Annotated in this window: 19 protein-coding genes and 2 tRNA genes; 10 read left to right on the forward strand and 11 right to left on the reverse strand. The window is 64.6% G+C overall.

Annotated elements, in window-relative coordinates; translation table 11 throughout:
- The first annotated feature begins 38 nt into the window (after positions 1 to 38).
- The gene (locus H290_RS0110650) at positions 39 to 554 is read left to right on the forward strand and encodes a DoxX family protein (protein ID WP_020106785.1); all 516 of its coding nucleotides are present in this window, start codon (positions 39 to 41) and stop codon (positions 552 to 554) included.
- 68 nt (positions 555 to 622) lie between these two features.
- Here H290_RS0110650 and H290_RS0110655 read toward each other — a convergent pair whose 3' ends face one another.
- The gene (locus H290_RS0110655; RefSeq protein ID WP_020106786.1) at positions 623 to 1,273 is read right to left on the reverse strand and encodes a TetR/AcrR family transcriptional regulator; all 651 of its coding nucleotides are present in this window, start codon (positions 1,271 to 1,273) and stop codon (positions 623 to 625) included.
- A 254-nt stretch (positions 1,274 to 1,527) separates the two neighbouring features.
- On the opposite strand from H290_RS0110655, the gene H290_RS0110660 reads away from it, so the two are divergent.
- Positions 1,528 to 3,018: an MFS transporter gene (locus tag H290_RS0110660; RefSeq protein WP_020106787.1), complete on the forward strand. Its 1,491-nt coding sequence runs from the start codon at positions 1,528 to 1,530 to the stop codon at positions 3,016 to 3,018.
- Positions 3,019 to 3,064: 46 nt separating this feature from the next.
- Here the strand turns inward: H290_RS0110660 and H290_RS0110665 are convergent, their stop codons facing one another.
- Both H290_RS0110665 and H290_RS0110670 read right to left on the reverse strand, forming a co-directional pair.
- Positions 3,065 to 3,853 carry an SDR family NAD(P)-dependent oxidoreductase gene (locus tag H290_RS0110665; protein ID WP_020106788.1) on the reverse strand — a complete coding sequence of 263 codons (789 nt, stop codon included), beginning with the start codon at positions 3,851 to 3,853 and terminating at the stop codon, positions 3,065 to 3,067.
- 52 nt (positions 3,854 to 3,905) lie between these two features.
- Complete coding sequence (locus tag H290_RS0110670) at positions 3,906 to 4,733, reverse strand: TauD/TfdA family dioxygenase (protein WP_028463032.1); 828 nt, start codon at positions 4,731 to 4,733, stop codon at positions 3,906 to 3,908.
- Between the two features lie 173 nt (positions 4,734 to 4,906).
- Here H290_RS0110670 and H290_RS0110675 point away from each other — a divergent pair, with 173 nt between their 5' ends.
- The 4 genes from H290_RS0110675 to H290_RS0110690 all read left to right on the forward strand — a co-directional run bounded on the left by H290_RS0110675 (position 4,907) and on the right by H290_RS0110690 (position 9,479).
- Positions 4,907 to 5,662, forward strand: coding sequence for an IgiC (locus H290_RS0110675; RefSeq protein WP_020106790.1), 756 nt, complete (start codon positions 4,907 to 4,909; stop codon positions 5,660 to 5,662).
- Positions 5,663 to 5,704: 42 nt separating this feature from the next.
- Positions 5,705 to 7,699 carry an FAD-dependent oxidoreductase gene (locus tag H290_RS0110680; protein ID WP_020106791.1) on the forward strand — a complete coding sequence of 665 codons (1,995 nt, stop codon included), beginning with the start codon at positions 5,705 to 5,707 and terminating at the stop codon, positions 7,697 to 7,699.
- A gap of 129 nt (positions 7,700 to 7,828) precedes the next feature.
- Positions 7,829 to 8,572, forward strand: a complete 744-nt coding sequence (locus tag H290_RS0110685; protein ID WP_020106792.1) for an SDR family NAD(P)-dependent oxidoreductase — start codon at positions 7,829 to 7,831, stop codon at positions 8,570 to 8,572.
- A gap of 103 nt (positions 8,573 to 8,675) precedes the next feature.
- Positions 8,676 to 9,479 carry a FadR/GntR family transcriptional regulator gene (locus tag H290_RS0110690; protein ID WP_020106793.1) on the forward strand — a complete coding sequence of 268 codons (804 nt, stop codon included), beginning with the start codon at positions 8,676 to 8,678 and terminating at the stop codon, positions 9,477 to 9,479.
- Between the two features lie 21 nt (positions 9,480 to 9,500).
- Here H290_RS0110690 and H290_RS0110695 read toward each other — a convergent pair whose 3' ends face one another.
- The gene (locus tag H290_RS0110695) at positions 9,501 to 10,142 is read right to left on the reverse strand and encodes an aminodeoxychorismate/anthranilate synthase component II (protein WP_028463033.1); all 642 of its coding nucleotides are present in this window, start codon (positions 10,140 to 10,142) and stop codon (positions 9,501 to 9,503) included.
- A 143-nt stretch (positions 10,143 to 10,285) separates the two neighbouring features.
- Here H290_RS0110695 and crgA point away from each other — a divergent pair, with 143 nt between their 5' ends.
- Entirely contained in the window at positions 10,286 to 10,576 is a 291-nt protein-coding gene (gene crgA, locus H290_RS0110700) for a cell division protein CrgA (RefSeq protein ID WP_020106795.1), read from the forward strand.
- Positions 10,577 to 10,748: 172 nt separating this feature from the next.
- Entirely contained in the window at positions 10,749 to 11,198 is a 450-nt protein-coding gene (locus tag H290_RS0110705; protein ID WP_231373555.1) for a PH domain-containing protein, read from the forward strand.
- Between the two features lie 22 nt (positions 11,199 to 11,220).
- On the opposite strand, the gene H290_RS0110710 is transcribed toward H290_RS0110705, so the two are convergent.
- Entirely contained in the window at positions 11,221 to 12,051 is an 831-nt protein-coding gene (locus tag H290_RS0110710; RefSeq protein ID WP_020106797.1) for a rhomboid family intramembrane serine protease, read from the reverse strand.
- Between the two features lie 60 nt (positions 12,052 to 12,111).
- Positions 12,112 to 12,648, reverse strand: a complete 537-nt coding sequence (locus tag H290_RS0110715) for a peptidylprolyl isomerase (RefSeq protein ID WP_020106798.1) — start codon at positions 12,646 to 12,648, stop codon at positions 12,112 to 12,114.
- A gap of 103 nt (positions 12,649 to 12,751) precedes the next feature.
- Between H290_RS0110715 and H290_RS30180 the strand changes: the two genes are divergently transcribed.
- Together H290_RS30180 and H290_RS31970 are read left to right on the forward strand one after the other, a co-directional pair.
- Positions 12,752 to 13,366 (forward strand): hypothetical protein, encoded by a 615-nt coding sequence (locus tag H290_RS30180; RefSeq protein WP_020106799.1) that lies wholly within the window; start codon positions 12,752 to 12,754, stop codon positions 13,364 to 13,366.
- Positions 13,367 to 13,589: 223 nt separating this feature from the next.
- Complete coding sequence (locus tag H290_RS31970) at positions 13,590 to 14,108, forward strand: DUF4190 domain-containing protein (protein ID WP_020106800.1); 519 nt, start codon at positions 13,590 to 13,592, stop codon at positions 14,106 to 14,108.
- A gap of 10 nt (positions 14,109 to 14,118) precedes the next feature.
- On the opposite strand, the gene H290_RS0110730 is transcribed toward H290_RS31970, so the two are convergent.
- From H290_RS0110730 to H290_RS31975, 5 genes are all read right to left on the reverse strand, one after another.
- Positions 14,119 to 14,682, reverse strand: coding sequence for a dihydrofolate reductase family protein (locus H290_RS0110730; RefSeq protein WP_020665457.1), 564 nt, complete (start codon positions 14,680 to 14,682; stop codon positions 14,119 to 14,121).
- 95 nt (positions 14,683 to 14,777) lie between these two features.
- The gene (locus tag H290_RS0110735) at positions 14,778 to 15,704 is read right to left on the reverse strand and encodes an LLM class F420-dependent oxidoreductase (RefSeq protein WP_020106803.1); all 927 of its coding nucleotides are present in this window, start codon (positions 15,702 to 15,704) and stop codon (positions 14,778 to 14,780) included.
- A 164-nt stretch (positions 15,705 to 15,868) separates the two neighbouring features.
- A tRNA-Ala gene (locus H290_RS0110740) sits at positions 15,869 to 15,941 on the reverse strand.
- Between the two features lie 158 nt (positions 15,942 to 16,099).
- Positions 16,100 to 16,173: transfer RNA gene (locus H290_RS0110750), tRNA-Ile, on the reverse strand.
- 68 nt (positions 16,174 to 16,241) lie between these two features.
- Positions 16,242 to 17,336 carry a DUF3566 domain-containing protein gene (locus H290_RS31975; RefSeq protein ID WP_028463038.1) on the reverse strand — a complete coding sequence of 365 codons (1,095 nt, stop codon included), beginning with the start codon at positions 17,334 to 17,336 and terminating at the stop codon, positions 16,242 to 16,244.
- Positions 17,337 to 17,365: the final 29 nt, after the last annotated feature.

Genomic DNA, 17,365 nt, shown 5'->3' on the forward strand with positions numbered 1-17,365 from the left:
TTGCCGAACACCGCCACAAATGAAGGGTCACCGCACCGATGACAAGCCTGTTCCGCGCACCTAAAACCGACAGCACCGCCGTCCAGTTGCTGCTTCGTGCCGCCATCGGTGGGACGATGATCGCCCATGGCGTGAAGCACGGCCGCAGCCTCGAGGGCACCGCCGGCTGGTTCGGATCGATCGGCTTCCGCCAGCCGAAACTGCAGGCGCAGGCATCTGCAGTGGTCGAGGTCGGAGCCGGAACCGCAATTGTCGCCGGTGCGGCAACCCCGCTCGCCGCCAGTGCAGTGGTCGCCACGATGGCCGTGGCCGCCCGCTCGGTGCATCAGGAAAACGGCTTCTTCATCACCTCGGAGGGCTGGGAGTACGTCGCCAACCTCGCCGTCGCCGCCGTGGCCCTCGCCGCGATCGGACCCGGTCGCTTCAGCGTCGACCGCGCATTGGGACTCGACAGCAAGCTCAGCCCCAACCAGGGTGCCGCCCTGGCTGCGGGTGTGGGACTGGTGGCAGCCGGCGCACAGCTCGCCACCTTCCACCGGCCGGTGGCCAAGTAGCTCGGACAACCAAACAGGCCGGCGAACCCTCCTCGGGGTCGCCGGCCTGTGTCGTATGTGGTGTGTTCTCAGCGGGTCACGGGTGCCGTCCACAGACCCGCGATGGCGTCGATCAGGTCAGTACCGAAGTCGTCCCAGCTCGTGGCCTCGGCCGTGTCATCGGAGGCGAGTTGGAGCTCGCGTTCGGCGCACATGTGGGTCATCAGAAGCCGGCCCATCGCCCCGCGGGCCATCCGGATGTCGGGTGGTAGATGTGCCACTGCCTGACCGAGGCCCTTCACCATCGGGGATAGCGAGGGCGACACCCGTTCGGTCTCCTGGTAGGCGAGCACTCGCAGGGTCGGATCGGTCGCCACCTGCGCGTTGAACCGGGCGTACCAGCTCGGGGTACCGAGCTCGGCCATGTGCAACGTCGCCGGCCTCACCAGACAGGTGATCCACGCGCGGACATCGGTGGATCCCATGACTTCCGAAAGCACCTTCGCGCGTGACTCTTCGATTCTCAACGAGTGCTTGTTCACGATGGCGAGGATGAGGTCGTTCTTGGTACCGAAGTGGTAGCCGACGGCGGCATTGTTGCCCTGCCCCGCGGCCTCGCTGACCTGACGATTCGAAATCGCGAACACGCCCTGCTCGGCAAAGAGCCGTTCGGCAGCGCTGAGGATGAGCTCCCGCGTCGCAACCGCACGCGTCGATCTTGATCCAGCCGTCGCAGTCATCGACCCAAATCCACCTTTGTTTCAGGACAGGCCACGAGGGGTGGCGGGCCCGGTTCCTGACGCCATTCAACCGCCATTCGCCCGCCCGGTCAATCAGTTGCTTTAGCAACACGCCGCCGCGCCGGCACTTGTGGGAACAATGCCATGAATCACCCTCGGAGTGGGTCAGTTGACTGAATCACGCCTGACATCTACCTTGAGTAAGTCAATTGATTGATTGATGAAGTCGAATACCCGCGCGATGGAGTCTGCCCATGTCAACCGCCGATGATTCCGGCACCGACCGGCAGATCGATGCAAACCCCACTGTCATCGTGGCGGTCCTCGCGTTCTCCGGCGTCGTGGCCGCCCTGATGCACACCGTGATCATCCCGGTCATCCCACAGCTGCCCGGACTGCTGAACGCATCGGCGGCCGACACCGCCTGGGCGATCACCGCCACCCTGCTGGCTGCCGCCGTGTCCGTTCCGATGATGGGCCGCCTGGGGGACATGTTCGGCAAACGCCGCATGCTCCTGGTCTGCTTTGCACTGCTGGTGGCCGGCTCGTTCGTCTGCGCAGTGGCCACGGACGTCCTCACGCTGATCGTCGGCCGGTCACTGCAGGGTTTGTCGGCCGGAGTCATCCCGCTCGGCATCAGCATCATGCGAGATGTGTTGCCGTCGAAGAAACTACCCGGTGCCGTCGCGACGATGAGCAGCTCGCTCGGTGTCGGCGGGGCACTGGGGTTGCCCATTGCCGCCCTGATCGCCGAATACTCCAGCTGGCATGTCCTGTTCTGGACCTCGGGTGCGCTCGGCATCGTGGCCGCCGGGCTGGTGATTCTTGTTGTCCCCGAATCGAATATCCGCACCGGCGGCACGTTCGACTTCGGCGGCGCCCTCTCGCTGTCCGTCACTTTGATCACCTTGCTTCTGGTGATCTCCAAAGGCGGCAGCTGGGGTTGGACGTCTCAGACGACCATGGTCCTGGCGATTGTGTTCGTGTTGGCCTTTGTCCTCTGGGTCTGGTGGGAACTCCGCGTTCCGGGGCCACTCGTCGATCTCCGGGTCAGTGTCCGGCCTCAGGTCCTCTTCACCAATATGGCGTCGATTGTCGTCGGTTTCGCCATGTTCGCGATGAGTCTGGTCTTCCCGCAGGTTCTGCAGTTGCCTGCCGCCACCGGATACGGGCTCGAGAAGTCGATGCTGGTGGCCGGTCTGGCGATGGCGCCCTCCGGCATCATGATGATGATGATCTCACCGGTGTCGGCGTGGATCACCACCACCCGGGGTCCGAAAACAACGTTGATGTGCGGGGCGGTCGGCATGGCCGTCGGCTATGGAGGCGGCGTCCTGTTCATGCATTCGCTCTGGCAGCTGGTGCTGATCTCGATGATCATCGGCGTCGGCGTCGGCCTGGCGTACGGCGCCATGCCCGCCCTGATCATGGGTGCGGTGCCGACCTCGGAGACCGGGGCCGCCAATAGCTTCAATACGTTGATGCGTTCGCTCGGAACATCTTCCGCAAGTGCCATCGCCGGGGTGATCCTGGCCCAGATGACGATGTCGCTGGGTTCAGTCACGGTACCCACCGAAAACGCATTCCGAATCGTCATGGCATCCGGTGCCGGCGCGGCACTCGTCGCCTTCGGGATCGCCTGGTTCATCCCCAAGTTCGGAGCGGCGTCAGCCGACCTCGAGGTGAACGGGACGGACCCGCACAAGAGCGACCTCGACGAGGACTCCATGTCCTCGGCCGGCTGACACCGCTGCGCCCGGAGCCGGGGCAATTCCCGGCAAGGGTCGGGTGTCAAACAATCGACTTCCCGGACTTCTCGGCACCCATACCCGAGAACCCCACTGAGTATCCACCGTCGGCCGGCATCAGGACACCGGTGATGTACGATGACGCATCGCTGGCGAAAAATAGTGCCGCCGAGGCGATTTCGTCCGGCATACCCCAGCGATCCATGGGGATTCCCGGTATCCGAGGTGCTTCGGGTGGCGGCTCCGGGTGCTCCTTTGACATCGCGACCAAGCCGGTCCAAACCGAACCCGGGCACACCGCATTGACCCGGATGTTCTCGTCCACGTAGTCGAGCGCCCCGGTCTTCGTCAGCTGATTGACTCCTGCCTTGGCCGCCCCGTAGACGCCATGGTGTTTGAAGCCGACCATCGCCGTCATCGACGAGATATTGACGATGGACCCGCCCCCGGTTTTGCGCATCGACAGGATGCCGTACTTCATACACAGGAACACGCCCCGCAGATTTACATCATGGACGCGGTCCCAGTCCTCGATGGTCTGCTCATGCAAGGGCATCATCTTGCCGCCGAACCCGGCATTGTTGACCAGCACATCGACCCTGCCGAACCAGTCTTCCGCGGTCGTGATCATGCGCCGGACGTCGTGCTCGTCGCTGATGTCCGCCTTGATTCCGACCGCACCGTCGCCGATCTCCGCGGCCACGTCGATGGCCCGTCCGGTTACGCTCGCGCACACGACGTTTGCCCCCTCCGCAGCGAATCGGTGTGCGATCGACCTGCCGATTCCGGAGCCTGCGCCGGTGACCACGGCAACCTTGCCCTTCAACTGCATGCCAGTTCCTCCTGAGGTCGGCGAGGTTGTCCGATAGAGGCCGGCGCGCACATCACGCGATCGGCTCGGTGCCTGCGAGAGTGGTGCGGTGCATCCGGCGCGGCTCGGTTCGATCGAATGGGCAGGCCCTGTGCAGGAGGCCGAGATTGTCCCAGATGACCATGTCTCCCACCCGCCAGTCGTGCCGCAATACCCGCTCTGGGGAGGTGGCACGCTTCTCCAAATCGGCCAGGAGCGCGCGGCCCTCGTCGAAATCCATTCCCACGATGTGCGATGCACTGTGACCGAAGACCAAAGACCGTCGCCCTGACCGGTGCTCCCACACCAGCGGGTGTTCACGGTTCGGCCACGTCGCCCAGTCCTCGAGCTGCTCCGGTGTCGGGTCCGGATGGCTTCGACGCTGGATGGCCTCGAATGTGTGCAATACCCGTAACTTTGCGAACTTTTCCTTCTCGTCGTCGGTCAGGAGATCGTATGCGGCATACGTACTGCTGAACTCTGTCTCACCGCCGTCGCTGGCGAGAACATGCGCGGTCAAGGCCACCGCTTTCGCAGGTGTTTCGTCCATCGACCCGTCGAAATGCCAATGATCGTTGCTCGAGAAGTAGCGCACATTCGGATTCGACGGATCGAAGCTGATCACCATGACATCGGGGTTCGGGTACGAGGGAAACTGCACCACGTCGCCCAGCTTCCGAATGAACTCGACCTGCACCTCGTCATCGATCGGTAGACCGCGCAGGAGCAGGACACCGAACTCTTCGAGCGCTGACATGAACGCCTCGGGCAATTGTTCATCGTTGCGCAGGCGGTCGATGTCGACGTCGACCAGTTCGGCGCCCACGCCTTCGGTCAGTTTCCGCGTGGTCAGTGTGGCCATCTCGTCTCCCTTGAGCAGTGCGGCAGCAAGGCCGCTCGTCAAAAATGGATCCGCTTGGAATATAAGTCGTCCTATTAATTCTTGCAATCCTTATCAGGATAACGAGGAAAGCGTGTATGCAAGAAGGGACACGATGTCTCCGACAACGAGCCACCACGATCCAAGGAGGTCCGATGACCGACGCGCTGGGCTGGCGACTGAAATTGGGAGTGGTCACCCCCTCGGTGAACACCGTCGTACAACCCGAATACGACGACATGCGGCCACGAGGCGTCACCAACCACATCGGGCGCATCCATATCCCCAACCGGATCACCAATAACGACAACGACTTTGAACTACTGGTCCGCGACATCGACCGCGGTCTCGACGAGGCCGTCGAGCGGGTGTTGACCTGCGAGCCGGACTGCATCGTCCTCGGAGTGTCCATCGAAGCCGTGTACGGCGACCCCGAAGCCGGGGACGGAATCCAGCAACGACTCCGCGCGAAGTTCGGTGACCAGCTCCGGCTTGTCCATGCGGGCGATGCGATTCCGGCCGCGTTGCGTGCCGTCGGAGTCGAGGATGGCCCGATCGCACTGCTCACCCCCTACCAGCCGGTGTCCGAGGGCCATCTGCGGACCTTCGTCGAGAGCTGCGGTTACCAGCTCCAGGACGCGATCCACCTGCGATCGCCGAGTGCAGTCCAGATCGCCCACACCCCAAGGGAAACCGTGCAACAGGGGTTCACCAAGCTCGCCGAGAACCGGCCGCGTGCCATCGTCCAGTTCGGTGCCAACATGTGCGCCGGCCGCATCGCCGCCGAGGCCGAGCAGCAGCTCGGTCTCCCGGTGATCGCGGTCAATACCGCGACCTATTGGCATGCATTGCGCACCAACGAGATCCGAGATCAATTCGAGGGATTCGGACAGCTGCTGGCACAGCACTGACCTCCCACCTTCGTCATTGTTCTGCCAGCAATGGAGCCCTCTATGCCACCCGATTACCCCACGTTGTTCTCACCGATCACCCTCGGACCACGCACTGCGAAAAACCGGGTCTGGATGACGGCACACGCCACGGAGTTCTCCACCGACGGCACCTTTGCGGATGCCAGCGCCGACTACTACGCCGAACGGGCTCGCGGTGGCGTAGCCGTTATCACCATGGAGGCCATGGCAGTTCATCCGACGACCCAACCGCGTCGGGGTGTGATCCTGGCATACGACCCGGCCGTGATCGACAGCTACCGCGCCGTGGCAAATGCCGTCCATCCGCACGGGACTCTCCTGCTCGCACAACTGTGGCATCGGGGAAGGCAGACCGACGGGATCATCAGCCGCCTGCCGACCTGGGCACCGAGTGCTGTGCCCGACACGGTCTACCGCGAGATCCCACACGAGATGACGCACGGCGAGATCGACGAACTGGTAGCGCATTACGTGCGGGCGGCCGAGTATGCGATCGAGGGCGGGGTCGACGGAATCGAGGTCCATGGGCTGGCCCACGGCTATCTGCTCGGCCAATTCCTGTCGCCGGCAACAAATCACCGCACCGACGAGTACGGTGGCTCCTTCGAGAATCGGATGCGCATCGTCCGGCGGATCGTCGACCGCTTACGACAGGTCGTCCCCGCGGACCGGATTCTGGGAATTCGGATCAACAGCAACGACGGTGACGCCGAAAACGGGCTGACCAATGCCGACTGGGTACAGATCGCCGTCGAAGTCGAGAGCTGGGGCGCCGTCGACTACATCTCCACCAGTCAGGGTACTTATCTGGACCGCATGCAGATCTACGGAACCTCAGGTGCCCGGCCCGCCGGATACGAGATCGCCGACACCACCGCGATCACCCGCGCAGTTTCGGTGCCGGTGGTCGCGGTCGGTCGCATCACCACCCCGGAGATGGCCGAAGACATCCTGGCATCGGGCAAAGCGGAGTTCGTCGGCATGGCCCGCCAGCTCATCGCCGACCCGAGGTGGCCGGAGAAGGCCCGGCACGGACGTTCCGACACCATCCGGCCCTGTGTCGGTTCCAATTGGTGCGTTGCCTCGTTCGCACGCGGTCCACTCGCCTGCATCCACAATCCGAAGGTCGGCCGGGAGCGAGCGTTTCACGACGACGACAGCCGGCCGCGCCGGCCGCGGACAGTCGCGGTGGTCGGCGGCGGACCGGCCGGTCTGCGGGCGGCACTGACGGCATCCGAACTCGGGCACGAGGTCACGCTCTTCGAGCAGGAGTCCGTGCTCGGCGGACAAGTGGGCCTGATCGCGATGGCCGACTCGTACAGTGAGTGGTCGGGCGTCACCGACTGGCTCACAACACAACTCGTCGAAAGCAACGTCAAGGTTGCACTGGGGCACCGAGCGACTGCAGATGATCTCATCGGGCAATTCGACGCGGCGGTGATCGCGACCGGATCGACACCGATACGGCACGGCTGGACATCGCGTCATCCCGACCGCTGGGTTGCCGGCACGGCCCTGCCCGGCTCCGACCAGTGGAATGTCTACTCACCGGCGCAGATACTCTCCGGACACGTCGACATCCCTCACCGGGTCCTGATCGTCGACGACACCGGTGACCGGCAAGCATTCGTCACCGCCGAGTATCTGGTCGGCCGTCGCCATCCCGTGCACATCGTTTCCCAATACCCGCAGCTCGGACACGCGTTCGCGGATGCCCACGACCTCCCGTTCGCATTCGGTCAATTGCGCAGGGCGGGAGTGACATTCACCGCCGGCACCGAGGTCACCGAGATCGATGGCGACACCGTGACACTGAAAGATGTTCATACACAAGAACTGTCGACGCTCACCGACATCGATGCCGTCGTGCTCGTTCTCGGCAATACCGCGAACGATTCACTGGCCCGCGAACTCGAGGGCAGCGGCGTCGATGTCCAGCTGATCGGAGACGCGCACGCGCCGCGGCGAATCTTCAACGCCATCTGGGAAGGCGAGCAGGCCGCCCGCAGCCTGTGATCCCACCGCCACGACCCACACCCCACCCCAACCCGCAATCGAGAGGAACGCAACCATGAAGGAGCCCCTGATGTTCGACAACACAGAGTCCCGTACCCCGCGTCAGTCCACGTCGGCCGGAGACGCGAAATGAGCCGGCGGGTTGCCGTCGTCACGGGCGGCGGTTCGGGTATCGGACTGGCGATCGGACGTCGCCTCGCCGCGGACGGCAACTCCGTGGCGTTCTTCGATCGCGACGGCGATTCCGCGAAAGCTGCCGCAGAACAGATAGAGGCCGACGGTGGAACCGCGATCGGCGTCCGGGTCGATGTGACCGATCGCGCCGGAATCCACGCGGGGATCGACGAGGTGAAGACCCGACTCGGCACACCGCAGATCCTCGTCAACAGCGCCGGGAAGACCGTCGCAGGACCCACCCTCGAAGTGACCCCGGACCTGTGGGAGCTGGTGCATGCCATCAATCTCACCGGGACCTTCGACTGCTGCCAGGCCGTCCTCCCACACATGATCGAAGCCGGCTGGGGCCGGATCGTGAACATCTCGTCGTCGAGCACCCACAGCGGTGTGGCACAAATGGCGGCCTACGTGTCGTCGAAGGCAGCCGTGAACGGGCTGACCAAGGTGCTCGCGCTCGAGTTCGCAAAGCACGGGATCACCGTCAACACGATCCCACCGGGGTTCATCGACACCCCGATGATGCGCGACCACGAGAGTCAGGGACTGATATCGGTGACCGACCAGATCGCGCGAACACCCGTGGGCCGGGTCGGAACCGCGGAGGACATCGCCGCGGCGTGCTCCTTCCTGGTCAGCGACGAGGCGAGCTACATCACCGGACAAGTGCTCGGGGTGAACGGCGGACGTAACACCTAGGAAGGCCGGGTCCGCACGGGGTTAATCCTTACAAGGATTGAAATACTTGTATGGTCGTGCCCGATTTCGAATAGGGTCTGATGATGTACCAGATGCGGTCCGTATGACCACCCTCAGAAACGGTCGGGTCCCGCAGCGCCGGATCGCAGAAACCGTCGCCGCAGAGATTCGCGACCAGATCCTGGAGAACGAGGACTACCAGCTGCCCACGCAGGAACAGCTGGTCAGAGACTTCGGTGTCAGTTATCCATCGATCCGGGAGGCCCTGCGGATCCTGGAGACCGAGGGTTTGGTCACGGTCCGCCGCGGCAACGTCGGTGGAGCCGAAGTTCACCGGCCCGACGAGATGTCGGCGGCGTATCACCTCGGGCTCTCCCTGCAGGCAGCGCGAGTCACCCTCACTGACCTATCGGTCGGCCTGCAGATGCTCGAACCGATGTGCGCCGCCGAATGCGCGAAGCGTGAAGACCGTGCAGATGTGGTCGTTCCGGCCCTGGAGAATGCTGTCCACGAGTCGGCAGAACTCCTCTCGAACGGATCGGCGTTCACCCATTCCGCGAGGAGTTTCCACGACCTCATCGTGTCCTTCACACCCAATGCGACCATCCGGTACGTGGTGGGAAGCTATGTCGCGTTGTGGTCCGCGCAAGAGGAGGCCTGGGCCGACCACAGCGCGAGGCACGGGGAGTACCCCTCCGACGTCGAAGCGACAGAGGCCGTCTGCGCTCACCGGCGGATCGTCGAAGAGATCGCGGCCGGGCGAGCCGAGGAAGCCGAGCGCCTGGCCCGGGGACATCTGGCCGCCACCCAGGCGTACGTGCTCGATCGCTTCGGTGACCGGATCGTCAACGCTTCGGCGGCCATGTCACGGCAGGCCATCCAGACGAGCCGGCGCTCACGGATCTGAGCCCCGGTTCGCTGAGGTCGCTCAGCCGAGCGCCGCTGCGACCTGTGCTTCGAGGGTGCTGACCTGACCGTCCGGTACCGCCATCCCGCAGACCGTCAGCCAGTTGGCGAGCATCCGGTGACCACCCTGGGTGAGAACGCTCTCCGGATGGAACTGCACCCCGTGGATCGGGAGTTCTCGGTGGCGCATCGCCATCACGATTCCGGTGTCGGTGCGGGCGGTGACGATGAGCTCGTCGGGAATGGTCTCCGGCAGCACCGTGAGCGAGTGATACCTGGTGGCGGTGAACGGATTCGGCAGACCGGCCAGTACACCTTCATTGTTGTGGTTCACCAGTGAGGTCTTGCCGTGCAGGAGTTCGGGTGCGCGGTCGACGGTGGCGCCGAAGGCTGCGCCGATGGCCTGATGGCCCAGGCAGACACCGAGCAACGGGGTACGGGCAGCGGCAGCGGCACCCACCAGCGGCATGGTCGCGCCGGCACGTTGCGGGGTGCCGGGACCGGGCGAGAGCAAGACGCCGTCGAACTGCGCGACTGCGGCCGCGGGATCATCGAGCCGCGCATCGTCGTTGCGCCAGACCTGGGCATGCACACCGAGCTGTCCGAGATATTGGACAAGGTTGTAGACGAAGCTGTCGTAGTTGTCGACAACCAGGATCTGCACAGGAGCGCCGGAGTTCACGTCGTCAGGCTACCTGGGTCGATTCGGCGAGCTCACGCCACTTTCCGGTAACCACGAAACTGTGGCACCGGCGACGGGTGGGTTAGGTTATAGGGAAACGTTAGAGACCGCGAACCGAGGAAGTCATGCCCAAGTCAAAGGTCCGCAAGAAGACCGACTACACGATCAACCCTGCCAGCCGCACACCGGTGAAGGTGAAGGCCGGTCCGTCCGGCACGCTCTTCGTCTCGGTGATGCTCGGTCTGATGCTCATCGGCCTGGCCTGGTTGATCGTTTTCTACCTTGTCGCCACGCCCGAATCTCTCGGTGCCCCGGGCAAGGCCCTCAACTGGATGTACGAGCTCGGCGCCTGGAACTTCCTGATCGGATTCGGCTTCATGGTCGCCGGCCTCCTGATGACGATGAAGTGGCGTTGACCAGCACCGATTTTGATCCACAGCTGTGGAACAACATGTGTGTAATTCATCCCCATTGTGGATAACCCCTGTGGAGTGATGTGACGCTGAGCTGCTTTTTCAGTGATTCACAGCTGTGGAACAACATGTGTGTAATTCATCCTCAATGTGGATAAGGCCTGTGGATAACTCTGTGAACGCACGCCTGGAATGGGCCTCGCCGACCCCGATGGGCATCCTGATGGTGCTCGGCGGTCTATTCCTCGGCGGTGCCGGACTGCTGTCGAGCACGGATCCGGCGGGGATGTTCCTGATGCTCATCGCCGCGGTGCTGCTGCTGGTGATCGGTGGACTGAGTTTGTGGGTCCGGCCGAAACTGGCCGTCGAAGGTCGGCGGATCCACATCCGCACCCTCTTTCGCGGCACGTGCAGCTACTCCTTCGACGACGTCCGCCGGGCACAGCTGATCACCTATCCCCGGTTCGGGCGCCGGGTACCGCACCTGGAGTTCGATCTGGACGACGAGCGCGGCCACGATGGGGAACGTCTGGTCATCTACGGACGCTGGGATCTGGGCACCAGCCCGCTTGATGTTGCCGATGCGCTGCGGGCGGCCGGCCTGACGGTCGAAGAGCGCAGCTAGACCTACCGGGGCAGGGCCTCGTTCAGAAGGTCAGTGTCATGGCTTTGACGATGCCGATGGCCAGTGCCACCGCGATCAGCACGCCCATCGCCAGGAACCCGACGGCGTTCGCATTGCGTGGATTGCGCGCATCGGCGGGCAGCAACTGCGGGCCGTAGACGATGCCGGCGGCCGCTGCGGCGCCGAATGCGAGACCGCCGAGGTGCGCCCACAGTGAGATGCCCGGGATCGTGAACGAGAGCACGACGTTCAATCCGATGATGCCGTACACACCAGAGGCCGGGATCTTGGCTTTGAGCACCACGATCAGCGTGGCGCCCATCAGACCGAAGATCGCCCCCGAGGCACCGGCGTTGATTGCCAGCGGGTCGCCGAGCAGCATCACCATGGCACTGCCGCCGAGCAGAGATGTCAGGTAGATCCCCAGGAAACGGGCGGTGCCCAAGGTCAGCTCGACGTCGCGACCCAGGATGTACAGCGAGAACATGTTGACCCCGACATGGATCAACGAGAAGTGCAGGAATCCGGCGGTCAACAGGCGCCAGTACTCGCCGGAGGCCATGAACGGACCCCACAGGGCTCCGTCGACGAACACCTCGGACGAACGCACCTCGGTGATGCTGCGCGCCTGGGCCGAGGCGATCAGGAACAGCGCGCTGTTGATCGCGATGAGTGCGTAGGTGGCCCAGGCGGTCTTGGCACCGATGGTGCGGGCCGTCGGAACCTGCCGGCCGAAAGCCCGGACGCAGTCGACGCAATGTTGGCCGACTGCGGCCGGGGTCAGACAATCGGGGCAGGCCGGACGCCCGCACCGGCTACACGCCAGTCCCGTCGGCCGATCGGGGTGCCGCACACATACCTGTGTCGGCGGCGACGGCGATGGGGAGGACGGGGGCTGGAATGTCACAAGAGGTCAGGAAATGGAGATCCGCTCGATGACAACATCCTCGAGCGGCCGATCCCGACGATCGGTGGCGACGGCGCCGATCGCATCGACAACCTTCTTCGACTCTTCGTCCTCGACGACACCGAAGATGGTGTGCTTGCGGTTCAGGTGCGGGGTCGGGCCGACGGTGATGAAGAACTGCGAACCGTTGGTGCCCGGTCCGGCGTTGGCCATCGCCAGCAGGTACGGCTGGTTGAAGGTGAGCTCCGGGTGGAACTCGTCCTCGAACTGGTAGCCGGGGCCACCCGTGCCGGTTCCGGTCGGGTCACCGCCCTGGAGCATGAAGCCGGAGATGATCCGGTGGAAGACGGCGCCGTCGTAGAACGGTCCGCTGTCTCCACCCGACGCGTTGGCCGTCGAGTAGTCCTTGGAGCCGTCTGCCAGGCCGGTGAAGTTCGCAACCGTCTTGGGTGCGTGGTTACCGAACAGGGCGATCTTGATGTCACCGTTATTGGTGTGCAGGGTCGCGGTTGCGGTTTTCAATGCTGTGGTCACGCCCACCATGGTGCCACTTCGTCCTTCCGGCGACGGACGCAACCGCCCAGATCCTCTGACGGATAGGCACTAGGGTGGACCCAATCCCGCTGGTTTCACCCGAGGAGGTTTCATGAGCACACTCGAATCCGATCTGAAAGCAGTACGTGACAGGGCGATCGCACTGACCTCTGGTCAGCGCCTTCGGCTGGGTACACAGCAGAGCCTCGCAGGCCTGTCGAACGTCACCCGGGGATCACTCGGACTCAGTGGTGTCGGCATCCGCAAGACCTTCAACACCGCAGGCAACGCCACCCGCAGCACCGGTGCAGCCGCCTGGTCCGGTGCGAAAAAGATTGGTGGCCAAGCGTATTCGAAGGAAGTCGAACTCGCCGCGGACGCCCGTCGGCTGACCGACGAATACCGTCACCGCGCCGCCGACGCCTTTCCCCTGCAGATCAGCAATCCGACCGTGGTGTCGGGTCTGCAACGCACCGGTCTTGCCGACGCCCTGCCGGAGCAGGTCGCGACGATCAAGCCGTCTCGTCGTCGTCTGAAGATCGCCCTCATCGCGGTCGGTGTCGTCGCCGCGGGTGCCGCCGTCTTCGCGATCTCCCGTCGTCGCCGCCCGGCCCCGCCGTCGGTTGCGGCCGCTCCACCCCGGCTGACCGATGTTCCGGTGGCCGAGGACGAGGCGCCGGTTACCGCGCCCGCATCACCGTCGTCCAACGGCCAGACCGGAAGCTGAAATCGGGCAGACGGGTACCGTGGCATCCGTGAGTGTTGAGAACGGGAACCCAGACCGGCGGCGCAGTGCGCCCGTGCCCGCATGGGAGCAGCGAGGACCTCAGGGTGCCCCTCCCGCCGGCTATCGGCAGCCCCCGCATCCCGGCACGGGGCCTGCCACGCAGGCTGTTCGCCCAGGACCTCCGCCCGGCCATCAGTCGGCCCCGAACCGCCCCGCTCCGCCGGTGGCAGGTTCGGGACCCGCGCAGGGTTCGCCCTATCGGCCGGCGCCGGGACCAGGGCAGACCGGCCCACAGCAGCCTCCGCGGCGGCAGCAACCGCCGCACGCCTCACCGGCCCCACTGAGCGGACCGGCCGCCGGTATCGGTGGCCTCGCCACCGGAGACGGCAACGCCTACTCACAGACGGCCGACCCGGCAGATCGTCGACATGACAATTACGACGACTACTCCGCCACCGACCGCGTCGAGGACCACGAATCCGGAGCAGAGATGACCCCCGCACCCACCTCGCGGGCCAACAAGACCAATACCCTCTCGGTTGTGGCGCTGATCCTGTCGGTGATCGGCGTGACGTTCATCATCGGGATCGTGTGCGGCCATGTTGCGCGGTCACAGATCCGCCGCACGGGTGAGCAGGGCGACGCCTTTGCCATCGCGGCACTGTGGGTGGGCTACCTCTATCTGGCGGCCACCGTGCTCGTCCTGGGCGGTTACTTCTACATCGTTGGTTCCGGCAGCTAGAAAAACGCGCCTAGCGCCTCGTCTCGTACCTCGTCATAACCACCCCGCCGGAAATCGTCCGCGTCTCCACCAGGTTCAGGTTCACCCAACTATCCAGCGCGGTGAAGAACGGCGCGCCGCCGCCCACCAGGACCGGATGGGTCACGATCGTGTACTCGTCGATCAGCCCGGCCCGCATGGCCGCCCCGGCGAGCGTGGCCCCACAAACCCTCATCGGCTCGCCGTCCTGCGCCTTGAGCCGGGTGATCTCCGCGACCGCATCGCCGGTGAACAGGCGGGCGTTCCAGTCGACCTTTTCGATCGTCGAGGAGAACACCACCTTCGGTGTGTCCCGCCAGTTCCGCGCGAACTCGATTTCCGCCGGGGTGGCATCGGGCTGCTGGTCGAAGGTCGGCCAGTGGGAACTCATGGCCTCCCACAGCTTGCGCCCATACAGGAACAGGCCGATCGCCAGCTCCTGATCGAGCCACCACTGAAACAGCTCGTCGCTCGGCTCGCTCCACCCGAGGTCGTCGCCGGGCGCGGCGATGTAGCCATCCAGTGTGAGGTTCATGCCGTAGATCAGTTTTCGCATCGCGCCATGCCTTCCGTCAGCCGTTGTCGCCAATGAAGACCGGTTCACCGCACGAAACTGATCGGTGCGAGATCCGCCCCTCAGGGCAGCGTCCGTCAGAGTTGCGGAATGACCTTGTCGGCGATGAATTCGATGTGCGCCAGATCTGCCATGTCGAGCACCTGCAGGTAGATCCTCGATGCACCGATCGCCGCGTAGGTGCCAATTTTGTCGACGATCTCATCCGGAGATCCGGCGAGTCCGCCCGCCTTGAGATCATCGACCTCCCGGCCGATCTTCGCCGCCCGTCGGGCCACCTCGGCGTCATCGTCACCTGCACACACCACCAGCGCCGCCGAATACACCAAATCGTCCGGTGACCGGCCGCGGTCGGTGCACGCCTCCCGGACCCGCCCGAAGGCCTCCCCCGCCGTTTCCACCGAGACGAACGGGATGTTGAACTCACTGGCGTACTGCGCGGCCAAGGCCGGCGTCCGCTTCTTGCCCTGACCGCCGAGCAGGATCGGCGGAGTCGGGCTCTGAACCGGCTTCGGCAGCCCCGGCGAATCGGTCACCGAGTACTGCTGACCGCTATACGAGAACGTCTCCCCCACCGGCGTGGTCCAGAGGCCGGTGATGATTGCCAGCGACTCCTCCAGCCGATCGAACCGTTGACCCAGCGACGGGAACGGGATCGCGTACGCGTTGTGCTCGGCCTCGAACCAGCCCGCGCCGTAGCCGAACTCCACGCGGCCCCCCGACATCTCGTCGACCTGCGCGACAGTGATCGCCAGCGGGCCCGGGTAACGGAACGTCGCCGACGTGACCAGCGTGCCCAGACGGATCGTCGACGTCTCCCGGGCGATTCCGGCGAGCGTGGTCCAGGCGTCGGTCGGTCCGGGCCGGCCCTCGACATTCATCGCGAGGTAGTGGTCGGACCGGAAGAAGGCACCATATCCGGCTGCCTCTGCGGTCTGGGCCACGGCGAGCTGATCGCTGTACGTGGCACCCTGCTGTGGTTCGACGAAGACACGTAATTCCATGCCTCCCACTCTTGTCGCACCACCGTGGGTTCATCAACTCCAGCCTCGATGCCGACATGTTTCCCGTGAAACAATCACACCGATGTAATTCGGCTCGGATGCACGTCTTCGAGACAAAGAAAGACCACCTCCCCGGCATCGGGAAGGTGGTCACTTTTTTTCTGTGGAGCCTAGGAGATTCGAACTCCTGACATCTGCCTTGCAAAGGCAGCGCTCTACCAACTGAGCTAAGGCCCCGGATCTAACTTTCGGGCAGTCCGTGCCAAATCTCGAAGTTGCGACGAGACTCGGCAAGCAAACCGGCGACCACGAGTGCCAGGGCCGCGGCGGTGATCAAAACGAACTTCATCACGCTCCGTTTCGGGTTCATCCGCGGTACGGACTCATGGTCACAGTGGGCCTAGGAGGACTTGAACCTCCGACCTCTTCGTTATCAGCGAAGCGCTCTAACCGCCTGAGCTATAGGCCCTTGAACCGATTTCAGAGATTACCCGACGTCGGCCCAAGACAACAAAACGGCTGGTCAAACGGCCCTGTTTAGTCGCGATCGGCGAGCGTGACCTCGAGTCCGCCGACGAGATCGGACGACAGGTTGTAGATGAACGAACCAACTGTCGCCAACGCTGTGAACAAAATCACGTTCACGGCCCCGATCAACGCTGCAATCCCGAATACACCGCCCGCGCTGACCTCAAATGACGACTCGGTCGTCGTGTCGCTCGACACCAGGGTCCCGAACGAGCTGTTGACCTGATCCCAGACACCCATGCCGTCGAGGATGAGATACAACACACCGATCGCGATCATCCAGACGAAGAAAGACGCCACGGACAGCACGGCCGAGACCTTGAAGGCCGCCCACGGGTCGATCCGGCGCAGCTGTACCGAAGCGCGCAGCGGCGCACCCGCCACACCGTGCGTCGGAAGGGCTGAGATCGGCTGTATCGGCGCCGGCGTGGCTTCGGGATGGTGGATGGCATCGAGATCCGGCAGCTCTTCCTGAACCAGATCCCGGCGATCGATGTTCCTCGTCGGACCATCGATCAGCTTGGGCGCCGCGGTTCCGGTGATCACCGGACGTTTCACGGTCGAGGGGCCACCCTGCTGACCCGGCGCGCCCGAACCCGAGGACGGACGCCCCGGAGGCGGTCCCGCCGGACCCCGACCTTGCGTCGGGACGCCGGGAGGCGGCTGGTTGACAGCTCCCGGAGGCGGCTGGCCACCGGCCGGAGGCGGCGGTTTGCCAGGCCCTCCCGCAGGACCCGGCGACGGTTGCCGGCCCGGACCGGGCCCCGCGCCGGCACGCTGCCACGGCGGCACCCCGCCGGGACCGGTGCCGGTCGGACGACCCTGTACCGGTGCCGTGGTCGGACCCGTCGTCGGAGACGGAGCCGGTGAGGCCACCGGCTGCGCCTTCGTCACGTCGCCGGACGTCTGCACCTTGTTGGGGCCGGTCTCGGCACCCCGCGCCGGCTGATCCTGCACCGAGACGGCCGGACGGGTGCCGTTGCTGCCGGAAGCAGGCGCTTGCGCGCCCGCTCCGCCCGACGAAGCCGGCCTTTGCACTGGCCCACTGGACCCGGCCGAGTCGCCTGCGGTCTTCGGATCCTTGGGCTCGTTGGGTGTGCTCATGCGTTCCTTTGCCTTCGGCGTCGTCTCGC

It is taken from the genome of Nocardia sp. 348MFTsu5.1 (assembly GCF_000383535.1).
Lineage (GTDB): Bacteria > Actinomycetota > Actinomycetes > Mycobacteriales > Mycobacteriaceae > Williamsia > Williamsia faeni.

Bases quoted from the DNA above. Each gene is read 5' to 3' on its own strand.
- H290_RS0110665 (WP_020106788.1), bottom strand. From the start codon at position 3,853: ATGCAGTTGAAGGGCAAGGTTGCCGTGGTCACCGGCGCAGGCTCCGGA.
- H290_RS0110690 (WP_020106793.1), top strand. From the start codon at position 8,676: ATGACCACCCTCAGAAACGGTCGGGTCCCGCAGCGCCGGATCGCAGAA.
- H290_RS0110735 (WP_020106803.1), bottom strand. From the start codon at position 15,704: ATGGAATTACGTGTCTTCGTCGAACCACAGCAGGGTGCCACGTACAGC.
- H290_RS0110685 (WP_020106792.1), top strand. From the start codon at position 7,829: ATGAGCCGGCGGGTTGCCGTCGTCACGGGCGGCGGTTCGGGTATCGGA.
- crgA (WP_020106795.1), top strand. From the start codon at position 10,286: ATGCCCAAGTCAAAGGTCCGCAAGAAGACCGACTACACGATCAACCCT.
- H290_RS0110715 (WP_020106798.1), bottom strand. From the start codon at position 12,648: ATGGTGGGCGTGACCACAGCATTGAAAACCGCAACCGCGACCCTGCAC.
- H290_RS31975 (WP_028463038.1), bottom strand. From the start codon at position 17,336: ATGAGCACACCCAACGAGCCCAAGGATCCGAAGACCGCAGGCGACTCG.
- H290_RS0110660 (WP_020106787.1), top strand. From the start codon at position 1,528: ATGTCAACCGCCGATGATTCCGGCACCGACCGGCAGATCGATGCAAAC.
- H290_RS0110670 (WP_028463032.1), bottom strand. From the start codon at position 4,733: ATGGCCACACTGACCACGCGGAAACTGACCGAAGGCGTGGGCGCCGAA.
- H290_RS0110680 (WP_020106791.1), top strand. From the start codon at position 5,705: ATGCCACCCGATTACCCCACGTTGTTCTCACCGATCACCCTCGGACCA.
- H290_RS0110675 (WP_020106790.1), top strand. From the start codon at position 4,907: ATGACCGACGCGCTGGGCTGGCGACTGAAATTGGGAGTGGTCACCCCC.
- H290_RS0110650 (WP_020106785.1), top strand. From the start codon at position 39: ATGACAAGCCTGTTCCGCGCACCTAAAACCGACAGCACCGCCGTCCAG.
- H290_RS0110655 (WP_020106786.1), bottom strand. From the start codon at position 1,273: ATGACTGCGACGGCTGGATCAAGATCGACGCGTGCGGTTGCGACGCGG.
- H290_RS0110730 (WP_020665457.1), bottom strand. From the start codon at position 14,682: ATGCGAAAACTGATCTACGGCATGAACCTCACACTGGATGGCTACATC.
- H290_RS30180 (WP_020106799.1), top strand. From the start codon at position 12,752: ATGAGCACACTCGAATCCGATCTGAAAGCAGTACGTGACAGGGCGATC.